This is a genomic window from Arthrobacter sp. MYb227, from assembly GCF_002975435.1.
Taxonomy (GTDB): Bacteria; Actinomycetota; Actinomycetes; order Actinomycetales; family Micrococcaceae; genus Paeniglutamicibacter.
Genome location: NZ_PCPT01000015.1, coordinates 24,338 through 41,383, shown reverse-complemented (window position 1 = coordinate 41,383; position 17,046 = coordinate 24,338). Strand labels below are relative to the sequence as shown.

Annotated in this window: 15 protein-coding genes; 10 read left to right on the top strand and 5 right to left on the bottom strand. The window is 59.0% G+C overall.

Going from position 1 to position 17,046, the window contains the following annotated elements; translation table 11 throughout:
- Positions 1–5: 5 nt before the first annotated feature.
- The 5 genes from CQ018_RS18340 (at position 6) to CQ018_RS18320 (ending at position 5,522) form a co-directional block, all read left to right on the top strand.
- Positions 6–2,015 (top strand): dipeptide/oligopeptide/nickel ABC transporter permease/ATP-binding protein, encoded by a 2,010-nt coding sequence (locus tag CQ018_RS18340; RefSeq protein ID WP_105551457.1) that lies wholly within the window; start codon positions 6–8, stop codon positions 2,013–2,015.
- Positions 2,012–2,818 (top strand): ABC transporter ATP-binding protein, encoded by an 807-nt coding sequence (locus tag CQ018_RS18335; protein WP_105551456.1) that lies wholly within the window; start codon positions 2,012–2,014, stop codon positions 2,816–2,818. Before CQ018_RS18340 ends, CQ018_RS18335 begins: the two co-directional genes overlap by 4 nt.
- A 100-nt stretch (positions 2,819–2,918) precedes the next feature.
- Complete coding sequence (locus CQ018_RS18330; RefSeq protein ID WP_105551455.1) at positions 2,919–3,851, top strand: dihydrodipicolinate synthase family protein; 933 nt, start codon at positions 2,919–2,921, stop codon at positions 3,849–3,851.
- Between the two features lie 7 nt (positions 3,852–3,858).
- Positions 3,859–4,839 carry an ROK family protein gene (locus CQ018_RS18325; protein ID WP_105551454.1) on the top strand — a complete coding sequence of 327 codons (981 nt, stop codon included), beginning with the start codon at positions 3,859–3,861 and terminating at the stop codon, positions 4,837–4,839.
- Complete coding sequence (locus CQ018_RS18320) at positions 4,836–5,522, top strand: N-acetylmannosamine-6-phosphate 2-epimerase (protein WP_105551453.1); 687 nt, start codon at positions 4,836–4,838, stop codon at positions 5,520–5,522. Before CQ018_RS18325 ends, CQ018_RS18320 begins: the two co-directional genes overlap by 4 nt.
- A gap of 112 nt (positions 5,523–5,634) precedes the next feature.
- On the opposite strand, the gene CQ018_RS18315 is transcribed toward CQ018_RS18320, so the two are convergent.
- A complete protein-coding gene (locus tag CQ018_RS18315) occupies positions 5,635–6,366 on the bottom strand; it encodes an alpha/beta fold hydrolase (protein ID WP_105551452.1) in 732 nt (243 codons plus the stop codon).
- A 73-nt stretch (positions 6,367–6,439) separates the two neighbouring features.
- Between CQ018_RS18315 and CQ018_RS18310 the strand changes: the two genes are divergently transcribed.
- Positions 6,440–7,138, top strand: a complete 699-nt coding sequence (locus CQ018_RS18310; protein ID WP_105551451.1) for a YafY family protein — start codon at positions 6,440–6,442, stop codon at positions 7,136–7,138.
- Between the two features lie 80 nt (positions 7,139–7,218).
- On the opposite strand, the gene CQ018_RS18305 is transcribed toward CQ018_RS18310, so the two are convergent.
- The 3 genes from CQ018_RS18305 to CQ018_RS18295 form a co-directional block, all read right to left on the bottom strand.
- A complete protein-coding gene (locus CQ018_RS18305; RefSeq protein WP_105551450.1) occupies positions 7,219–7,833 on the bottom strand; it encodes a dihydrofolate reductase family protein in 615 nt (204 codons plus the stop codon).
- A 109-nt stretch (positions 7,834–7,942) separates the two neighbouring features.
- Entirely contained in the window at positions 7,943–8,704 is a 762-nt protein-coding gene (locus CQ018_RS18300) for a class I SAM-dependent methyltransferase (protein WP_105551449.1), read from the bottom strand.
- Positions 8,701–9,177: a DUF664 domain-containing protein gene (locus tag CQ018_RS18295; RefSeq protein WP_105551448.1), complete on the bottom strand. Its 477-nt coding sequence runs from the start codon at positions 9,175–9,177 to the stop codon at positions 8,701–8,703. Before CQ018_RS18295 ends, CQ018_RS18300 begins: the two co-directional genes overlap by 4 nt.
- 248 nt (positions 9,178–9,425) lie before the next feature.
- On the opposite strand from CQ018_RS18295, the gene CQ018_RS18290 reads away from it, so the two are divergent.
- Entirely contained in the window at positions 9,426–9,998 is a 573-nt protein-coding gene (locus tag CQ018_RS18290) for an antibiotic biosynthesis monooxygenase (protein WP_219844090.1), read from the top strand.
- 586 nt (positions 9,999–10,584) lie between these two features.
- Here the strand turns inward: CQ018_RS18290 and CQ018_RS18285 are convergent.
- Positions 10,585–11,568 carry a diaminopimelate dehydrogenase gene (locus tag CQ018_RS18285; RefSeq protein WP_105551446.1) on the bottom strand — a complete coding sequence of 328 codons (984 nt, stop codon included), beginning with the start codon at positions 11,566–11,568 and terminating at the stop codon, positions 10,585–10,587.
- 109 nt (positions 11,569–11,677) lie between these two features.
- Between CQ018_RS18285 and CQ018_RS18280 the strand changes: the two genes are divergently transcribed.
- The 3 genes from CQ018_RS18280 to CQ018_RS18270 all read left to right on the top strand — a co-directional run bounded on the left by CQ018_RS18280 (position 11,678) and on the right by CQ018_RS18270 (position 16,999).
- Complete coding sequence (locus tag CQ018_RS18280) at positions 11,678–13,372, top strand: ATP-binding cassette domain-containing protein (RefSeq protein WP_105551445.1); 1,695 nt, start codon at positions 11,678–11,680, stop codon at positions 13,370–13,372.
- Positions 13,369–15,141, top strand: coding sequence for an ABC transporter ATP-binding protein (locus CQ018_RS18275; RefSeq protein WP_181150003.1), 1,773 nt, complete (start codon positions 13,369–13,371; stop codon positions 15,139–15,141). Before CQ018_RS18280 ends, CQ018_RS18275 begins: the two co-directional genes overlap by 4 nt.
- 97 nt (positions 15,142–15,238) lie before the next feature.
- Entirely contained in the window at positions 15,239–16,999 is a 1,761-nt protein-coding gene (locus tag CQ018_RS18270; RefSeq protein ID WP_105551443.1) for an FMN-binding glutamate synthase family protein, read from the top strand.
- Positions 17,000–17,046 lie beyond the last annotated feature (47 nt).

Below are 17,046 nucleotides of genomic sequence, written 5' to 3'. Positions count from 1 at the left end.
TAAACATGGCAACACTAGCCCCACGCAATGGCCTGGTCGCCCGGCTGAGCAACGGAACCACCCGCTTTACCTCCCTTCCGCTGGGTTCAAAGATCTCCCTGATCTTCTTGCTGCTGATTGGTTTGGCCGCGGCCCTCGCGCCGCTATTGGCCCCACACGATCCGCTGGCCTCCGGCATCCCCGCCCAGGCACCGAGTGCCGATCACCCCTTTGGTACCGACCGACTGGGCCGCGATATTCTCTCGCGCCTGCTCTTTGGTGCCCAGTCCTCGCTGATCATTGGCCTGGGCTCGGTAGCCCTGGCCTTGATCGTTGGCGGCCTGCTCGGCGCCTTGGCGGCAACCAGCGCCAAATGGGCCAACGAAACTATCATGCGCATCATGGATATGCTCATGGCCTTCCCCGGCATCGCCCTGGCCGCAGCGCTGCTTGCCTCACTGGGTAACTCGCTGCCGGTGATCATGATCGCCATCGCGGTGATCTACGTGCCGCAGATTGCCCGCGTGGTGCGCGCCAACGTGCTGGCCCAATGGGGCGAGGACTATGTGCGTGCCGAACGCGTCATCGGTGCCGGACGCTTCTACATCCTCGGTGTCCACGTGGTACGCAACTGTGCCGCCCCGGTACTGGTCTTTGCCACCATCATGGTTGCCGATGCCATCATCCTTGAGGCCTCGCTTTCCTTCCTGGGTGCAGGTATTCAGGATCCGGCTCCTTCGTGGGGCAACGTGATCTCTTATGGTCGTACCCTGGTGCTCAACGGTGCCTGGTGGGCCACCACCTTTGCCGGTCTGATCATTTTGCTGACCGTGCTGGCGCTGAACATCCTGGCCGAAGGCATGACCGATGCCCTGGTGAACCCCAAGTCCACCAAGAAGAGCGCATCGTCCTCGGAAACCGCTGCAGCCAAGGCAACTAAGCCGGCCGCCGATGGTGAGGCACTGGCGCGTCTGCGCGGCGAACTAACTTTGCTGGCTAGCACCGAGGCCAAGCGCACCGACCGTCTGGTCCTTGATACAGCAGCCGGGGAGCCCCAGACGATTCTTGAGGTCACAAACCTTTCGATCCGATTCCCGGCACGCTTTGGCGATACCCGCATCGTGGATAACGTCTCCTTCACGGTCCGTGAGGGCGAAACCATGGCTCTGGTGGGCGAATCCGGGTGTGGCAAGTCGATCACCTCGCTGGCCATCATGGGTCTGCTGCCGGATACCGCCGAACTGAGCGGTTCGATCCGCTTTGAGGGCAAGGAATTGCTTCCCGAAGGCCCCAACGGAACCCATCTTGCCGGGGACGACAAGGTCTACAAGGGCCTGCGCGGCGAACAGATCGCCATGGTCTACCAGGATGCACTTTCGTCTTTGAACCCCTCGATGTTGGTGGGCGATCAGCTGCGTCAGCTTACCAAGCGTGGCGGACGGACCAGCCCCGAGGAGCTGCTGCGCCTGGTCAAGCTCGATCCGGTGCGTACCCTCAAGTCCTACCCGCATGAGCTATCCGGTGGTCAGCGCCAGCGCGTACTGATCGCCATGGCACTATCCCGCTCCCCGAAGCTGGTGGTCTGCGATGAGCCGACCACGGCACTTGATGTCACGGTGCAAAAGCAGGTAGTTGACCTGCTCAACGAGCTGCGCGAGACCCTTGGCTTCGCGATGGTCTTTGTCAGCCACGACCTGGCCCTTGTCGCGTCGCTGGCGCACCGCGTGACGGTCATGTACGCGGGTCAGGTTGTTGAATCGGCTCCGGTCTCGGCCTTGCTTTCGGCCCCGGCCCACGAATACACCCAAGGTTTGCTGGGCGCTGTACTTTCCATCGAATCGGGTGCCACCCGTTTGCATCAGATCCCGGGCAGTGTTCCCTCCCCGTACTCGTTTGCTACCGGCGACCGCTTTGCCGAACGTTCACAGCGCACGGACGCGGATCCAAACCGTCCCACCGACTTTGTCCTGGCCGGCGAGCACCCCGAGCACTTCTGGGCCAGCCACGAATCAGTAGCAGTAGGAGAAACCCGATGAGCAACGCATCGAACGCCCCGGTCGTTGAGCTACGCGATATCCACGTGCACCACAAGGCACGCGGCGGCAAGCTCTTTAAGCCAAATATTGTCAAGGCAGTCAACGGCGTGAACTTCAGTGTTTCACGCGGTGAAACCGTCGGCATCGTGGGCGAATCCGGTTGCGGCAAATCCACCCTGGCCTCGGTACTGGTGGGCTTGCAGGATCCCACCAGCGGATCCGTACTCTTCCGTGGCAAGGATGCGGCAAAGCGCAATGCCGCGGGCCGCAAAGAATTTGGCCGCTCCGTGGCCGTGGTCTTCCAAGACCCCTCAACCGCGCTAAACCCGCGCATGAGCATCCACGACATCCTCACCGACCCGCTGAAGGTCCACGGGATTGGCAATGCCGCAACACGGAGCGCCAAGGTCACCGAGCTACTTTCGGTGGTGGGTCTGCCGGCCTCCGCGGCAAGTGCCACCCCATCCCAGGTCTCCGGTGGTCAGCGTCAGCGCGTGGCCATCGCCCGAGCCCTGGCACTGGATCCGGACATTATTGTTGCCGATGAACCAACCAGCGCGCTGGATGTTTCGGTGCGTGCCCAGGTGCTAAACCTACTCACGGATCTGAAGGCCAAACTAAACCTTGGCATGGTGTTCATCTCTCACGATATACAAACGGTGCGCTATATTTCCGATCGCATTTGCGTGATGAATGCCGGAAAAATCGTTGAACAGGGCACCGCGGCACAGATCTTCGATGCCCCAACCAATGACTACACCCGCACGCTACTGGGTGCGGCCCCCTCACTGCTGCAGCTCTAAAACGCTAACGCACCACAATCCTGGCCGGTGTCCGCACCACACATCGGACACCGGCCAACACCCAAGACGCAGTACACACCTTTAGAAGGAAGTTTTTCTCGTGGCATTCGCTAATAACCCCAAGTACACCGGCGTTATCCCACCCGTGGTAACCCCGCGCACCTCTGCTGGGGACATCGATGTTCTGGGCCTGAACGCAGTGGTTGAACACCTCATCTCCGGCGGTGTCTCCGGATTGTTCGTGCTCGGTTCCTCCGGCGAGGTCCCGTACCTGACAAACGCCGAGCGTGAACTGGTTGTCACAACCATTGCGAGCGCAAACGCAGGCCGCGTGCCGCTGGTCGTCGGTGCCAACGAGCAGACCACCAACCGCGTGATCGACGAGGGCGCTAAAATGATCGCCCTGGGTGCCGACGCCCTGGTTGTCACCACCCCGTACTACGCAATCTCCAACGCCGCCGAGGTTGAGGCCCACTTCCGTGCCATCCACGCCGCGCTGCAGGTAGATATCTTCGCCTACGACGTACCGGTACGCACGCACGTCAAGCTCTCGGTAGCAACGGCCGTTGCTCTGGCCAAGGACGGCGTCATTGCAGGTGTCAAGGATTCCTCGGGAGATGATGTTTCCTTCCGTCAGCTGCTGCTGGCCACCAAGGACATCGAAGGCTTCTCCGTGTTCACCGGCCACGAGGTTGTTGTTGACGGCGCACTGCTGGGCGGCGCCCACGGTGTGGTCCCGGGCCTGGGCAACGTTGACCCGGCCGGCTACCGCCGCATGTTTGATGCGGCAATGGCCGGCGACTGGGCGAAGGTGGCCCAGGAACAGGACCGCCTGGCGCGCGTCTTTGACATTGTTTACACCCCGGATTCCTCCCGCGTCTCCGGTGGCGCCGCGGGTCTTGGCGCGTTCAAGACGGCCTTGGTGGCCCTGAGCGTCATTGGCAACAACGCCATGAGCACCCCGTTGGAGCAGCTCAACGAGTCGGAGACCGCGGCCATCACCGCGATCCTCGCCGAGACCGGTCTGCTCTAAACCACGCATGAATAACGCAACAGCATGGGTGCGCCCCGGGTCCCCGGGGCGCACCGCCGCGTTTGGCATCGATCTGGGCGGCACCAAAATTGCCGCCGGCCTGGTAGATTCCGGCGGAACCGTCCTTGCAACAACCTCGGCCCCCACCCCCGCCACCGCCGGTGCCAAGGCGGTGCTCGATGTTGTTGCAGCACTCATTGCAGCCCTGACCCCCTCCGCGGATGCGGAACTGAACATTATCGGTTTGGGCATGGGAGCGGCCGGAGTCATCGATGCGGCAAGCGCCAAGGTACTTTCGGCAACGGACACCATTTTGGGGTGGGCGGGTACCGATTTGGCCGCCGAACTTTACACCCGCACCAACCTTCCGGTGCGTGCGGTCAATGATGTGCACGCCCACGGACTGGGCGAGGCCTGGTGCGGTGCCGCGGCCGGTAAAGACAACGCACTGCTGCTTGCCGTGGGTACCGGCATTGGCGGATCGCACCTTTTGCACGGTGTTCCACAGACCGGAGCCCACCACGTGGGTGGGCATATGGGGCACTTTGCCTCACCACTTGCCACGGGTGTGCGCTGCTCCTGCGGGCGCACCGGCCACCTTGAGGCCATTGCCGCAGGACCGGCCATCCACCGCAACTATCTTGCCCTGGGCGGAGATTCAGCGGTGGCAGACACCCGTGACATGACCGCCCGCGCCTATGCGGGCGAAGACCTAGCGATTCAGGCACTACACACCGGTGGCCTGGCGGCGGGCATTGCCGCAGGCTCGCTGGCTAATATTCTTGACCCGGAACTCATTGTGCTCTCCGGTGGCATGATTGGTGCCGGTGACCTGTGGTGGGATGCGGTGCGTGAGGGTTTTTCTTCCGAGGCCATCGACCCACTGCAACACCTGATTCCGGTGCCCGCAACCCTTGGCAATGACGCAGCCATCATTGGTGCGGCAGGACTCTTCCTGGCCGACAACACGAATAAGGACCACGCATGATCTTGACAGCCACAGAACTTGAAGCGCTGCGCGGTGCTTTAATCGTTTCCGCCCAGGCCTACCCGGGCGAACCCATGCGCACCCCCACCACTATGGCGCAGGTTGCCGCCTCCGCGGTGATCGGCGGCGCCAAGGCGGTACGCGTGCAGGGCATCGCCGATATTCAGTTCACCCGCACTGCAGTTGAGGTTCCGGTCATTGGGTTGTGGAAAGACGGGCACGAGGGTGTTTTCATTACTCCCACCGCCCGCCATGCGTTGGCCGTGGCACATGCAGGTGCACACATTGTTGCCATCGATGGGACCCAGCGTCCACGTCCCGATGGGCTGAGCCTGAAGGAAACCATTGACATGGTTCACGAGCAGTCTCATGCGTTGGTCATGGCCGATTGTGGTTCGCTGGCCGATGCGCTGAACGCGGTGGAGGCGGGCGCCGATCTGATTGGCACCACCTTGGCCGGGTATTCGGGGGAGCGTCCCAAGACCGAGGGACCGGACCTTGAACTATTGGCCGCTATTGCCGCGGCAGATCTTGGGGTTCCTTTGATTGCCGAGGGACGTATTCATACTCCGGCGCAGGCCCGCGCCGCGCTTGATGCCGGCGCCTTTGCAGTAGTTGTTGGTACAGCCATCACCCACCCGGCAAGCATTACCGGCTGGTTTGATGCGGCAATGCACGCCTAAAATCGCATGAATTTCGGCATCGTGGTGGGACGACCCGCACCACGATGCCGAAGCACGGCCAGATCAGCACCGAATGCGGCATTTAGCCTGCCCCTTTCGGGTCGGGTGAAATTCAGTTGGTGCGCGAAGCCTCCGAGTCAATAATCTTGGCCAGCTCTCCGGGACGACTCCACATGGGCCAATGCCCCGTGGGAAGGTCAATGACGTCAACGTGTTTGAGGTTCGCGACCTCGGCAAACATGGGATGGCCCGCCTGAACCAGCTCGTTGACCTGTTCGCTCGAGATCGAGCAGCACACCAGGGTAGTTGGGATGTTGCCGCGGGCCTCGTTCGTCAGCTCGACGGGCTGCCGAAGCACGGGCCCGGGCTCGGGGACGGCAAGGGCCCGAAAACGCTCGAGGACCTCCTCGCTCAGGCCTTCGAGACTCGCCTGCTGAGCGAGTACATCGAAGGGCGGCAGAATAAGTTCTTCCAACGCTTCCGGGAGATCGGGAGCGAAGATACTGCCCGGTGCCACCGGTCCCGAATCGACCCACACGACCCGTTGGACAAGCTCGGGGTGCCGGTCCATCACGAGGCTGACCGGAGCGTTAGCCCCGCTGTGGGCGACGAGAATCGTTGGCCGATTTCCGTGTTGAGAAATGATGTCGAGGATCGCTGCGCTCTGGTCCTCGAGAGTCCTCGCTACACGTGCAGAATCGTCCGGATCAAGACCGGGTAAGGTCATTGCGATGGCATCAGGGTGGTTGGTTTTTAGGTGTTCAAGGACTTCATCCCAAGCCCAGGCGCCCAGCCAGTGGCCGGCGATGAGAATGATGCTCGGAGTGTTAGATGCGGTGGTCATGTCGCAACCCTCGCATGCACTCAGGACAAGAGTATGTCACTATTTATGTCATGAATTCGCTGGAATTTGAACTGTGAAGCGAGTCGAACGACTTCACGCCCTCTCAGAGATGTTGCGCCGCAGCGGCGCGCGCGGGATCTCCGCCGAACGAATGGCACAAGAGTTCGAGGTCTCCGTACGCACTATCAAGCGAGACCTTGACGCGCTAGAGAACAGCGGTGCACCAATATGGTCGCGCCCGGGTCCGGGCGGCGGCTACGGATTGGCCGGCGGTGCGTCCCTGCCGCCCGTCAGCTTGTCCCCGGCCCAAGCCGTGGCACTCATGGCCGCGGTATCCGCCGCACCCGATGCTCCGTACTCCGATCTGGCAGCGGCCGGTATCAAGAAGATCATGGACGTCTTAGATCCCAGAACCCGGGCCAAGGCCGACGAGTTGGCCGGCCGCGTCTGGGTGAACACGCCTCCCACTTCTTCGCGCGCCATCAGGTCGGCATTGGAAGAAGCAATGGCCGAACAGCGAGTACTCCGTATTCGCTATACCTCGAAGGTCGGGAGCACCACCACCCGGGATATCGAGCCAGTGCTGTTCGCCTCCACCAACGGCCAATGGTATTTAATCGGATGGTGCCAAATGCGCGACGCCATGCGATGGTTTATCGTCTCGGGCATCGAGCAGGCCACGGTCACTCAAGCGGCCTGCAATGGCCACACCCTTGACGAGGTCGGAGAACCACCAGTAAACGCCAGGCCGGTACATGGTCGCGGCGTGTAAGCCGCTCAATCAACGTCTGTGGTCAGTGTAGCCAGTGATCATGGCGTTTTCTTACTCGCTGAGTCCGGAGGCTGTGCTGCTCACGCGGCACCCATATCAAAACCGGTAACCGGCAGGCCGGCGCGTTCATACGTCAGAGCAATCGAGCCCTTGGGGAAGGCCACCGGTGGCTGGGCCACATGGAATGCGGCGGGCACACCCGTTCCCTCGGCAAAGAGCCGCTTGCCCGACCCCAGCGTCAGTGGGTACAGGTAAAGATTCAGCCGGTCAGCGATCTGCTCCCGCAGCAGTGAGCGGGCAAGATCACCGCTACCGACCACATGAATATCTGTGTACTTTTCCTTCAATGCCGCAACCTCCGAGAGCTCGGAAAGTACGGTGGTTCCGGCCCATGAAGGGTCGGTGAGGCTACGGGAAACCACGAACTTATCAATGGCATTGAACTTTGTAGCGATGGGATTATTAGCGCCTTGGTGTGGCCAGTAGGATGCGAAGATGTCATACGTTCGGCGCCCGAGTAGTAGGGCATCCATCCGCTCAATTCCGGCGCTGATTGCCTTTCCAGATTCATCATCAAAATAGGCACCCTGCCATCCGCCTAACTCAAACCCATCGCTGAGGTCCTCCTCCGGGCCACCGGGTGCCTGGTAGACGCCGTCAAGGGTGATAAATAGGTCAACTGAAATGATTCCCATGTCAGGTTCCTTAGTCTGGGGCGGTAAGAAAACCGCCACTTTCCACACTAACTACGTGACCGCTTCAGGTCGATACCAGTCGGAAAATTGTGCTGCCGACCTGCACTAGTTAGGCAGGTTTGCGGGCCCCGATCAAAAAACGTGTCGAGTGCGCAATGAACGAACCCTGCGCACGTATCAACTCATGCATCTCGCGCAGCCTTGGCACATAGGCCTCCACCGTGAATCCGGGAACCATCCAGATCACTAGGCGTAGGAAATAAATCACCGCACCAATATCGTGAAACTCAATCCGCAGTTCCTCACACTTCAGCTCGGTGATCTCCAGGCCTACCTCCATAGCTGCTTTGACATCAAAGTCTGGATGGCGGGCAAGACGCACCGCCTCGGGCTGCTCGCCGAGGAAGAACTCGACGAGCTCAAAGACGCTGCGATGGCCCACATGCTGGGCCAGATAGCTGCCGCCGGGACGTAACACCCTGGCAATTTCTTCCCAGTGGACGATGACCGGGTGGCGGCTGGTCACCAATTCGAAGGATTCGTCGGCGAAGGGTAACGGCGGCTCGGGATCATCGGCAACTACTTCCACTCCACGGGGATGCAGCAATTCCGTGGCCTTGGCAATGTTGGGTTCCCAGCCCTCGGTCGCCACCATGAGTCGTGGGTAGCGCGGAACCCCGGCCAGCACTTCGCCGCCCCCGGTTTGCAAATCTAGCGCGGAGTCCACCGCGGGGAGACGTTCGGCGAGCAACCGTGAGTAGCCCCATGAGGGGCGTTCTTCGGTGGCGCGGCCCTGAAACCAGGAGAAATCCCATCCGTCGATCGGTGCGTGTTGCGCCTCGGCCACAAGGTCTTCGAACGTTCGGCTCATGAGTTAGCTTCCCCAGCAGTTAGTAGGTCTTTGGTGATTTCCAATTGTCCAAGATGCTGGCAGAGTTCTTCGAGGACGTGCAACAGCACACCAGTGATGGTGGAGCTCCAAAAAACCTCGCGATCATCCGGAGTCTGTGCAGGAGCAGCTGTGGGATCAACGGCCAGTACGTCGGCGATGAATGCCGCACGGGCGTTGGCGGCCCGAGCCAGCAGGTCGGCTACGGGGCCGGTAACGGTGAACTCCGCCGCGCGGTCGCGCGGGATCTGGATCCCTCGATTCACGTTGCTGCTCCAATAACGCATCATTCCCAGACAATGGTTCAGGATGGCATAAGGAGAGTTGGCACCGGGAAACGAGGGGGAAGTGGCCGCCAGCTCATCGCCCAATTGCCCTACGATCCGGGTTAGCTCATCGAACTTGAGCAATGAGAGATCAAGGAGTAATTGCCCTGTGGCGCACGATGAGGTCATAAGTGGTACTTGTCCTTGAAACAAATAATACAATTCTCGATACTTGCGACCCCAGAGTTATCGACGAACCCCGAATTGCTAGATCCCAGCCAGGCCGATATCAATTCCCATTTTATTACCTAGCGACGGAATAAGGTTTTGCGCTCAACGAGGCATCGCTAGGTTCGATGCGGCGTATGTGTTTCGGCCGACACAGTCCGAAGCCCGGGGGGTTGGCCAGTAGCCCCAGCTACGACTACATTATGGGAATGCCACAAGCTTCCCCGATTACAGTGTCCATAACCAGGACAGTACTTCCAGATCATCACCGCCGATTCAATGCCTGGGTGCAGGCCGGCCAGGAACTGGCTCGTGAATGGGAAGGATATTTAGGTTCCGGGTGGATTCGCACCTCGCCGGATTCCGACGAGTGGCATGTGCTCTATAGATTTTCCGATGCGACATCGCTGCGTGCTTGGGACGAATCTGAAGACCGACGTTGGTGGATTCAAAGTGCCAGCGAACTGGTGGAAATTACACGAGTAGAACACCGCACGGGCATCGAAGGATGGTTTGAACCCGCGGGGGAGCAGAAACTTACCATCCCCGAGACGGTGGTTCCTCCGCGTTGGAAACAAGCAGTCAGCATCTTTTTGCCGTTTTTCCCGCTGAGTCTCCTCTCAAACTTCTTGCTCATGCCGCTGCTTCACGAATGGCCAATGGTCTGGGCAGTACTACTCAATATTTGTATTCTCACCCCGCTGATGACCTACATCTTCTTGCCGGTCACCACCCGGTTGCTGCGCCCATGGTTGCATAAGCCGCGAACAAATAAACCCTAGTCTTCGTCCGCTTTTCCACAGTGCTATTGGCGCCGGGTTCTCTGTCGGTCTTGCTGCTCTACTCTTAGGGAATTCCAGAGAATTCTGAATGTGTTTGTTAACGCAAAAAGACCCGTGGCCGTGGGTCTCATCGCTGAAACTAACACCCAAACGGTGCATTCCCAAGGGGGTATCCCTTGGAGATCAAGCATCTCTAGGATACCCATTTTGGGTTTTGTGGCTCAAGAAATTGAGTTTCAAAGCCCAAAGGGGACTGCACCTCTTCTGTTCAGGAGGCGAAACCCCATGGCGGGTAAGCATCGGCGCGAGCCAAAGCATCAACCACCATGGGGTGCACTGAGTTTCGTGGTTAATCTGGGCAGATGACTGCTTGAGATGCTGCGCTGGTTCTTGCATCCGAACCCGTCATTGGGTGGTGGCTGGATCATGTTTCGGCGCGATCTCGTCACCGTTCGGGAAAGGATTTTCCAATGTGGGTGCAGATGCGTATCCGTGTCACCGGATGAAAGCAGCGTGGGCGCTCATCCATCAATGGATGAGCGCCCACGAGCATGCGAATTCTGGAAGTTTCTCCAGCTGTTGAAGCTTAGAGAAGTTCCGCGCGCAACTGTGCAGGAGACTTCGGGGAAAGCAGACCCGGCGCCACATCAAATACCGTCTTAGCCCCTATCTGGCCGGCAGCATTCATCTTGAATACCGCGCGAGCATAAGCAACCAGCACGCTTGAGGTGAATTCCGGGTTCGACTGCAGGGACAGCGAGTACTCGATGACCTGTGCGTGAGCATCGGTGGTATTACCGCTGCGGAACACAAAACCACCATGCGGCATCGAGGAGTGCTCGGAAGCCAGAGTTGCTGCATCGATGAAGTTCACCGTGGTGTCGTACTGATCAAAGTAGTGTTCCATGGTCACGATGGCTTCGCGTACTGCCTCGGCGTCCGCGCCGTCTTCGAGCACCACGAAGCATTCACGCACGTGCTTTTCGCGGGTGGAAAGCTCCGGACGCTCACCGGCGCGTACCTTGGCAATGGCCTCGGTGGACGGGATGGTGTACTGCACGCCGCCGGCAACACCCGGCACGCGACGGATGGCGTCCGAGTGGCCCTGGCTCAGCCCGCGTCCCCAGAATGTGTAGGTCTCGCCATCGGGCAGCAACGCTTCGCCGTAGACACGGTTGATGGAGAACATTCCCGGATCCCAACCGGCGGAGATCAACGCGGTCTTACCGGCAGCCGTGGCCGGAGCATCAACTGCCTCGAAGTACTCGGGGATCTTCGCATGGGTGTCAAAGCTATCAACCGTATTGAACAGCGCGGAAAGTGCCGGGCCCTGCTCGGGAAGATCGGACTTGGAACCACCACAGAGGATCAGCACGTCAAGGTCTTCGGTGTGCTTGGCAAGATCATCCATGTGGAAAACCGGGGCAGGGGACGCCAAAGTCACGGCACCCGGATCACGGCGGGTGTAAACACCAACCAATTCCATGTCTTGGTTCTTAGCGATGGCGGCTTGTACCCCACGGCCAAGGTTTCCATAGCCGGCAATACCGATGCGGATTGATGCTCCCACGAACTTCCTCACTTCTAACGTTTTACGACCCTACTCACGGTAGTGCCTCTGAGGGGTATGAACCTAGACGGAGGCGATAAACTACGCGGATTTGCCTAGGATGGGTTGAGTGTCTGGGAAAAAGAATCCGGCGGCCCGTGCGCTACCGGTCATTGTGGTTTTAGCGGTGCTGGGCACCGCAGCGCTTGCGACCATCGCGCTGCTGATGGGTGCCGCCATTGACAGGTACGCTTCCGGCGCCCGGGGCGTGGAGAAATCCTGGGTGATGCTCATTGGTGTAGCACTGCTTGTTGCCGCTCTTGTAGCAGTGCTTACCCCACGACTCGTGGCGAAGGCTACCGCCAAACAAGAATCGAGCGATCGTAAAGCCATCTTGTTGAAGTACTTTGCACTCGGAGCGGGATATACCGGGGCTAAGGCCGGCGGAGAGCTGATTTCTCTGGCAACCGACGCCGTGGAGAAACGTGCACGTTTCCGCGCCGGGTTCAGCGCCCCGGCGATGGCCGCGGTACTCGCCCCAATCCTGGTGGTGGTCATGATTGGGAGCTTTATTGATGTGCTCGCAGCATTGCTCTTGGCAATCGCGCTGCCGATCATCCCCCTGTTGGTCACCGGCTTCCAAAAACTCTTTCGAGCCTCGAGCGCCAATTATCGACGTAGCCAGGGAAGGCTCGCGGCATCCTTTATGGACACACTCAATGGTCTTGGCATGCTGCGACTGAATAATGCCGAAGGCGCGGCCGGCGGAAAGCTTGCGGCGGCCTCCGAACAGGTCCGCAAACAGGTCATGAAGCTCTTGGCAGGTAACCAACTGGTACTGCTGGTCATCGATGCGACCTTCGCGCTGGGCCTTATTACCGGGTCTGTGGCGTTGGCCAGCTGGCGGATGAGTAGTGGTGCCATTACCGTAGGCCAAGGCGTGGCAATGGTGTTACTCAGTACCCTGATGCTCCAGCCCGTGGCGTTCGTTGGAGGTTTCTTCTACATAGGGATGACCGGACGCGCCGCAGAAAAAGAAATCAACGCATTGCTGCACGCCCCAGAAACCCTTGAACATGGAATAACCAGCCACGACGGTCAGACGCTGTTGCTTCAAAACCTTAGCGCCGGGTATGCGGGGCACACGGTCTTAGAAGATGTAAACCTGCAATTCCCGGCCGGAACTCACACTGCGGTCATTGGTGCCTCGGGCTCCGGGAAGAGCACCCTGATCAAGGTGTTGCAGGGCGCCCTTGAACCGAGTTCGGGAACCATGACCGATGGTTCCGGCGAGGTGCTCAATGCAGCTCAACTACGTGCAGCAAGTGCCGTACTCGAGCAAAGCGCCGGACTGCTGGGTGGAAGTATTGCTTATAACCTTCGGATTGGTGCCCCACGCGCCACCAAGGATGAACTGCTAGAGGTCATGGCGAAGGTAGGACTGGAAGACTTGGAACTCACGACCGAGGTCGGTGAGCACGGGCACGGGCTTTCCGGTGGACAAGCCCAACGCCTTGCCCTGGCACGGGCCTTAGTGGCTCAACGCCAGCTCCTCTTGATCGATGAACCAACCTCGGATCTTGACCCAGCCACCGAGGCCCAGGTGCTGCGCACCCTAGGTGAGGTGAGCGCCGGAACAACAACCATCACGGTGACCCACAGACTCGGGCTGCTGGCCGGATGCGACCGGGTAGCTGTTCTAGAACACGGCAAGGTCATCGAAGCCGGAGGATTGGCCGAGGTGTTGGCCTCCGGAGGGTATCTAGCAACGGCCTTGGAAGCCTCAAAGAACGCAACAAACAGCATCTGGGGGCAACACTCATGAAACGTCGAGTACTTATAGGCTGGTTACTACACACCTGTCGGGACGTCTTGGCTCCCTTGAGCATTGCAAGCCTGCTGGGTATCGCCCACAAACTAAGCAATCTTGCCCTCTATCTGGTTGCCGGAATCGCCGTGGGTGCAGGAGCCGAAGCACTGCTGGGCAACGGCACACCACCAGCGTTTTTACCATTACTAGGCTGGTTGATTGGCCTCTCACTGCTCAAGGGCGTACTGCGTTACGGAGAACAGTACTTTGGGCACAAGGTGGCGTTTAAAGCACTGGCCCTCTTGCGGAACAAACTCTATGCGGCGCTTGCCCCGCAGGCTCCCTTCAATGCGCGCAGCCGTGCCAGCGGTGACATGCTCACCCGTGCCACGCGTGATATTGATCGAGTCGAAGTGTTCTTCGCGCACACCATCCCACCCCTAGTATCCGCACTGATTGTCCCGCTCATCATCGTGTGTGGGGTGGGTTTTTACGCATCGGCAGCGCTCGCCGGTGTACTTGCTGCCGGGCTCGTCATAACCGGTTTTATTGTGCCACTCATTGGCCTAGGCCGTACCCGAGGTGCCACTCAAGCAGCTACCCAAGAACGTGCCTATATCACCCAACACGTGAGCGAATCGGTGCGTGCCACGGGCCCGCTGGTTGCCTTTGGTTATGGAACGGCTCGAGCCGCCGAAATGGCTGGACTCGATGTTGAACTGGGTACGGCTCTTGCCCATTCGGCAGCCGCGGCATCCTGGCGGGCAGCTCTCAAAGCCATTCTTCCGTGGGGTTTTGCGGTCCTCATATTGCTTGTAGGCCTTGAACAAGTAGCAGCCGGCACACTGGAGTTCGGCGTACTGCTGTGCGTGGTGCTGATCTCCGTTCCAGCGTTTGGACCGGTGCTCGAGGTTGACGGGTTTGTTTCCGGGTTGCAGGATTCGTTTGCTTCGGCCGAACGTCTCTACACGATGATGCATGCACAACCTGCAGCCCTCGAGCCAAGGACACCAATCAAATTGGCAGCTGGAAGTTTGGGTATAGATATTGAGCAGGTATCGGTGTCTCTCGCCTCCGAAACCGGAAGCAATACCGTGTTGGACTCAATCGACCTTGTCGTTCCAGCGGGCAGTTCACTTGCTGTTGTCGGTGGTTCGGGCTCAGGAAAATCAACACTTGCCGCACTGTTAGTGCGCGCCATGGACCCGGATTCCGGAGTGATCCGGGTGGGCGGAAGCGATGTGCGTGAACTTGCGCTCAAGGACCTGCGCGGAGCTATGGCGATGGTCTCCCAACGCGATCACCTCATGCGTGGCACCTTGCGTTCAAACTTATTGCTGGCAAATCCACAAGCCACCGACGAACAGCTCAGAACCGCCTGTCAATGTGCCGGTCTGGGGGACTGGGTAGCCAAGATGCCACGCGGGCTTGATAGCGCGTTGGGGGAGCGCGGAGCCAAGATCTCCGGTGGACAAGCGCAACGTGTGGCTTTGGCGCGAGCCTTCGTCAAGGATTCACGGGTGTTGATTCTTGATGAGGCAACAAGTGCCCTTGATATACACATCGAAGAACTGGTGATGAAGTCGGTGCGTGAAATGGCTGCCGCCGGAAAGACAATCATCATTATTGCCCACAGGATGCGAACTATCCGGTGGGTGGATCAGCTTGCGGTACTTGAGGCAGGAAGACTTGTGGAAAATGGCACGCCACGGGCGCTGGCACAGATTGCCGAGGGACGATTTGCTGCATTGTTGCGCCGCGAACAGGAATCCTTGGAAGACTAATATCGGCGCAAGAATCGAAACTGGAGCGGGGTGGCACCGAGAAGTAATTTCCGCCAAATTCCTCCCATAACCGGCGATAGCGCTATAAGCTCAGGCCATGGTGAGATTTCTGATAATTGCGCTCTTATCGCTACTCGGCTTCATTACGATTATTGCCGCATCGCTAGGGTCAACCGGCTGGTGGATTCTTGCGGCCCTCGCTCTTGCCCTGCTGGGTCTTGGCATTCACGACGTACTGCAAACTAAGCACGCGATCCTGCGAAACTTTCCGGTATTGGGCAGAATGCGATTCCTTCTTGAATCGATCCGACCAGAAATCCAGCAGTACTTCATCGAACGCAATACCGATGGACGACCCTTTGACAGGGATACCCGCTCAATTATTTACGCTCGGGCCAAGGGCGCCGATAGTCATAAGGCCTTCGGCACCGAACGCGATGTCAATGCCACCGGGTATGAATTCCTCCTGCACTCCACGGCCCCTGTTGCGCCTCCGGTGGAACAACACCGCGTTCGTATTGGTGGACCGGACTGTAAACACCCCTATGACATGTCGTTAATGAATGTTTCTTCAATGAGCTTTGGGGCGTTGTCCAAGAACGCAGTTCTTGCCATGAACAAGGGCGCTGCCATGGGTGGATTTGTTCATGAAACCGGCGAAGGTGGACTTACCGAATACCACCTTGAATATGGTGCGGACTTATTTTGGGAAATTGGGTCGGGATACTTTGGGTGCCGAGACGCCGACGGAAACTTTGATGCAGATAAGTTTGCAGCTAAGGCCGCGCACCAAAATGTCAAGGGAATCACCATCAAACTCTCCCAGGGTGCTAAACCCGGGCTCGGTGGCGTGCTTCCTGCCGCAAAAATCACCCCTGAAATCGCCGCGGCACGCGATGTACCCATGGGCGTTGACTGTATATCCCCGGCCTCACACTCGGCATTCTCAACGCCACGCGAACTCATGCTCTTCGTTAAACACCTGCGAGATCTCTCCGACGGTAAACCCGTAGGCTATAAATTCTGTGTTGGTTCGCGCACCGACGTGCTAGCCATGTGTAAGGCAATGCTGGAAACGGGGATCACCCCGGATTTCATCACCATCGATGGTGCCGAGGGCGGCACCGGTGCTGCCCCACTTGAATACGAAGACCATGTGGGTACCCCGTTGACCGAGGGTTTGATGCTTGTCCATAATGCTCTGGTTGGATGCGGGTTGCGCGATAAAATCCGGCTTGGTGCCGCGGGAAAGGTTGCCACCGGATCGGATGTTGTTAAACGTCTGATCCAGGGCGCAGATTTTACCTTCAGCGCACGAGCCATGATGATGGCCACCGGTTGCATCCAGGCACAAAAATGCCACACCAACGAATGCCCGGTGGGCGTTGCAACACAGAACCCACACCTTTACCGAGCCCTTGATGTACTTGATAAGGGCAACCGTGTCTATAACTATCACAAGCTCACAGTCCAAGAAGCAGCCCAACTCATAGCCTCCATGGGTGTTTCCCATCCATCCCAACTCAACCCACGGATGCTGCGCCGCCGCGTTGATCACCTGACCACGCGCAGTTATGCAGGACTACACAATTGGGTGGCACCCGGGGCACTGCTCAATGGAGCACCGGAAGGTTGGAAAGCCGACTGGGAAGAAGCAGACACCGAAAACTTTGGTGAGCATGCTCCCTTGCCCTGGCCAACCCAGCGCGAAGCAGCCCCAGCTATCGTTGCCGATACCGTGCCGCCCAAGCGTGTCGAGCCCAAGGACTCCACCCATCGCCGTGTGGCACCGGTGCACCCACACGCCGAACGTCCCGAAGGTAAGCCAGCTCCCAAGCACCCCTTGCAGAAGCGCTAAGCGCCCGCGTCATCAATCGGGAAACCGGGGATTGCACGCGTAATACT

Excerpts from the sequence above, each read along its gene's own strand:
- CQ018_RS18325 (WP_105551454.1), top strand. The coding sequence starts at position 3,859 with ATGAATAACGCAACAGCATGGGTGCGCCCCGGGTCCCCGGGGCGCACC.
- CQ018_RS18290 (WP_219844090.1), top strand. The coding sequence starts at position 9,426 with ATGCCACAAGCTTCCCCGATTACAGTGTCCATAACCAGGACAGTACTT.
- CQ018_RS18315 (WP_105551452.1), bottom strand. The coding sequence starts at position 6,366 with ATGACCACCGCATCTAACACTCCGAGCATCATTCTCATCGCCGGCCAC.
- CQ018_RS18300 (WP_105551449.1), bottom strand. The coding sequence starts at position 8,704 with ATGAGCCGAACGTTCGAAGACCTTGTGGCCGAGGCGCAACACGCACCG.
- CQ018_RS18335 (WP_105551456.1), top strand. The coding sequence starts at position 2,012 with ATGAGCAACGCATCGAACGCCCCGGTCGTTGAGCTACGCGATATCCAC.
- CQ018_RS18275 (WP_181150003.1), top strand. The coding sequence starts at position 13,369 with ATGAAACGTCGAGTACTTATAGGCTGGTTACTACACACCTGTCGGGAC.
- CQ018_RS18295 (WP_105551448.1), bottom strand. The coding sequence starts at position 9,177 with ATGACCTCATCGTGCGCCACAGGGCAATTACTCCTTGATCTCTCATTG.
- CQ018_RS18320 (WP_105551453.1), top strand. The coding sequence starts at position 4,836 with ATGATCTTGACAGCCACAGAACTTGAAGCGCTGCGCGGTGCTTTAATC.
- CQ018_RS18340 (WP_105551457.1), top strand. The coding sequence starts at position 6 with ATGGCAACACTAGCCCCACGCAATGGCCTGGTCGCCCGGCTGAGCAAC.
- CQ018_RS18270 (WP_105551443.1), top strand. The coding sequence starts at position 15,239 with ATGGTGAGATTTCTGATAATTGCGCTCTTATCGCTACTCGGCTTCATT.
- CQ018_RS18305 (WP_105551450.1), bottom strand. The coding sequence starts at position 7,833 with ATGGGAATCATTTCAGTTGACCTATTTATCACCCTTGACGGCGTCTAC.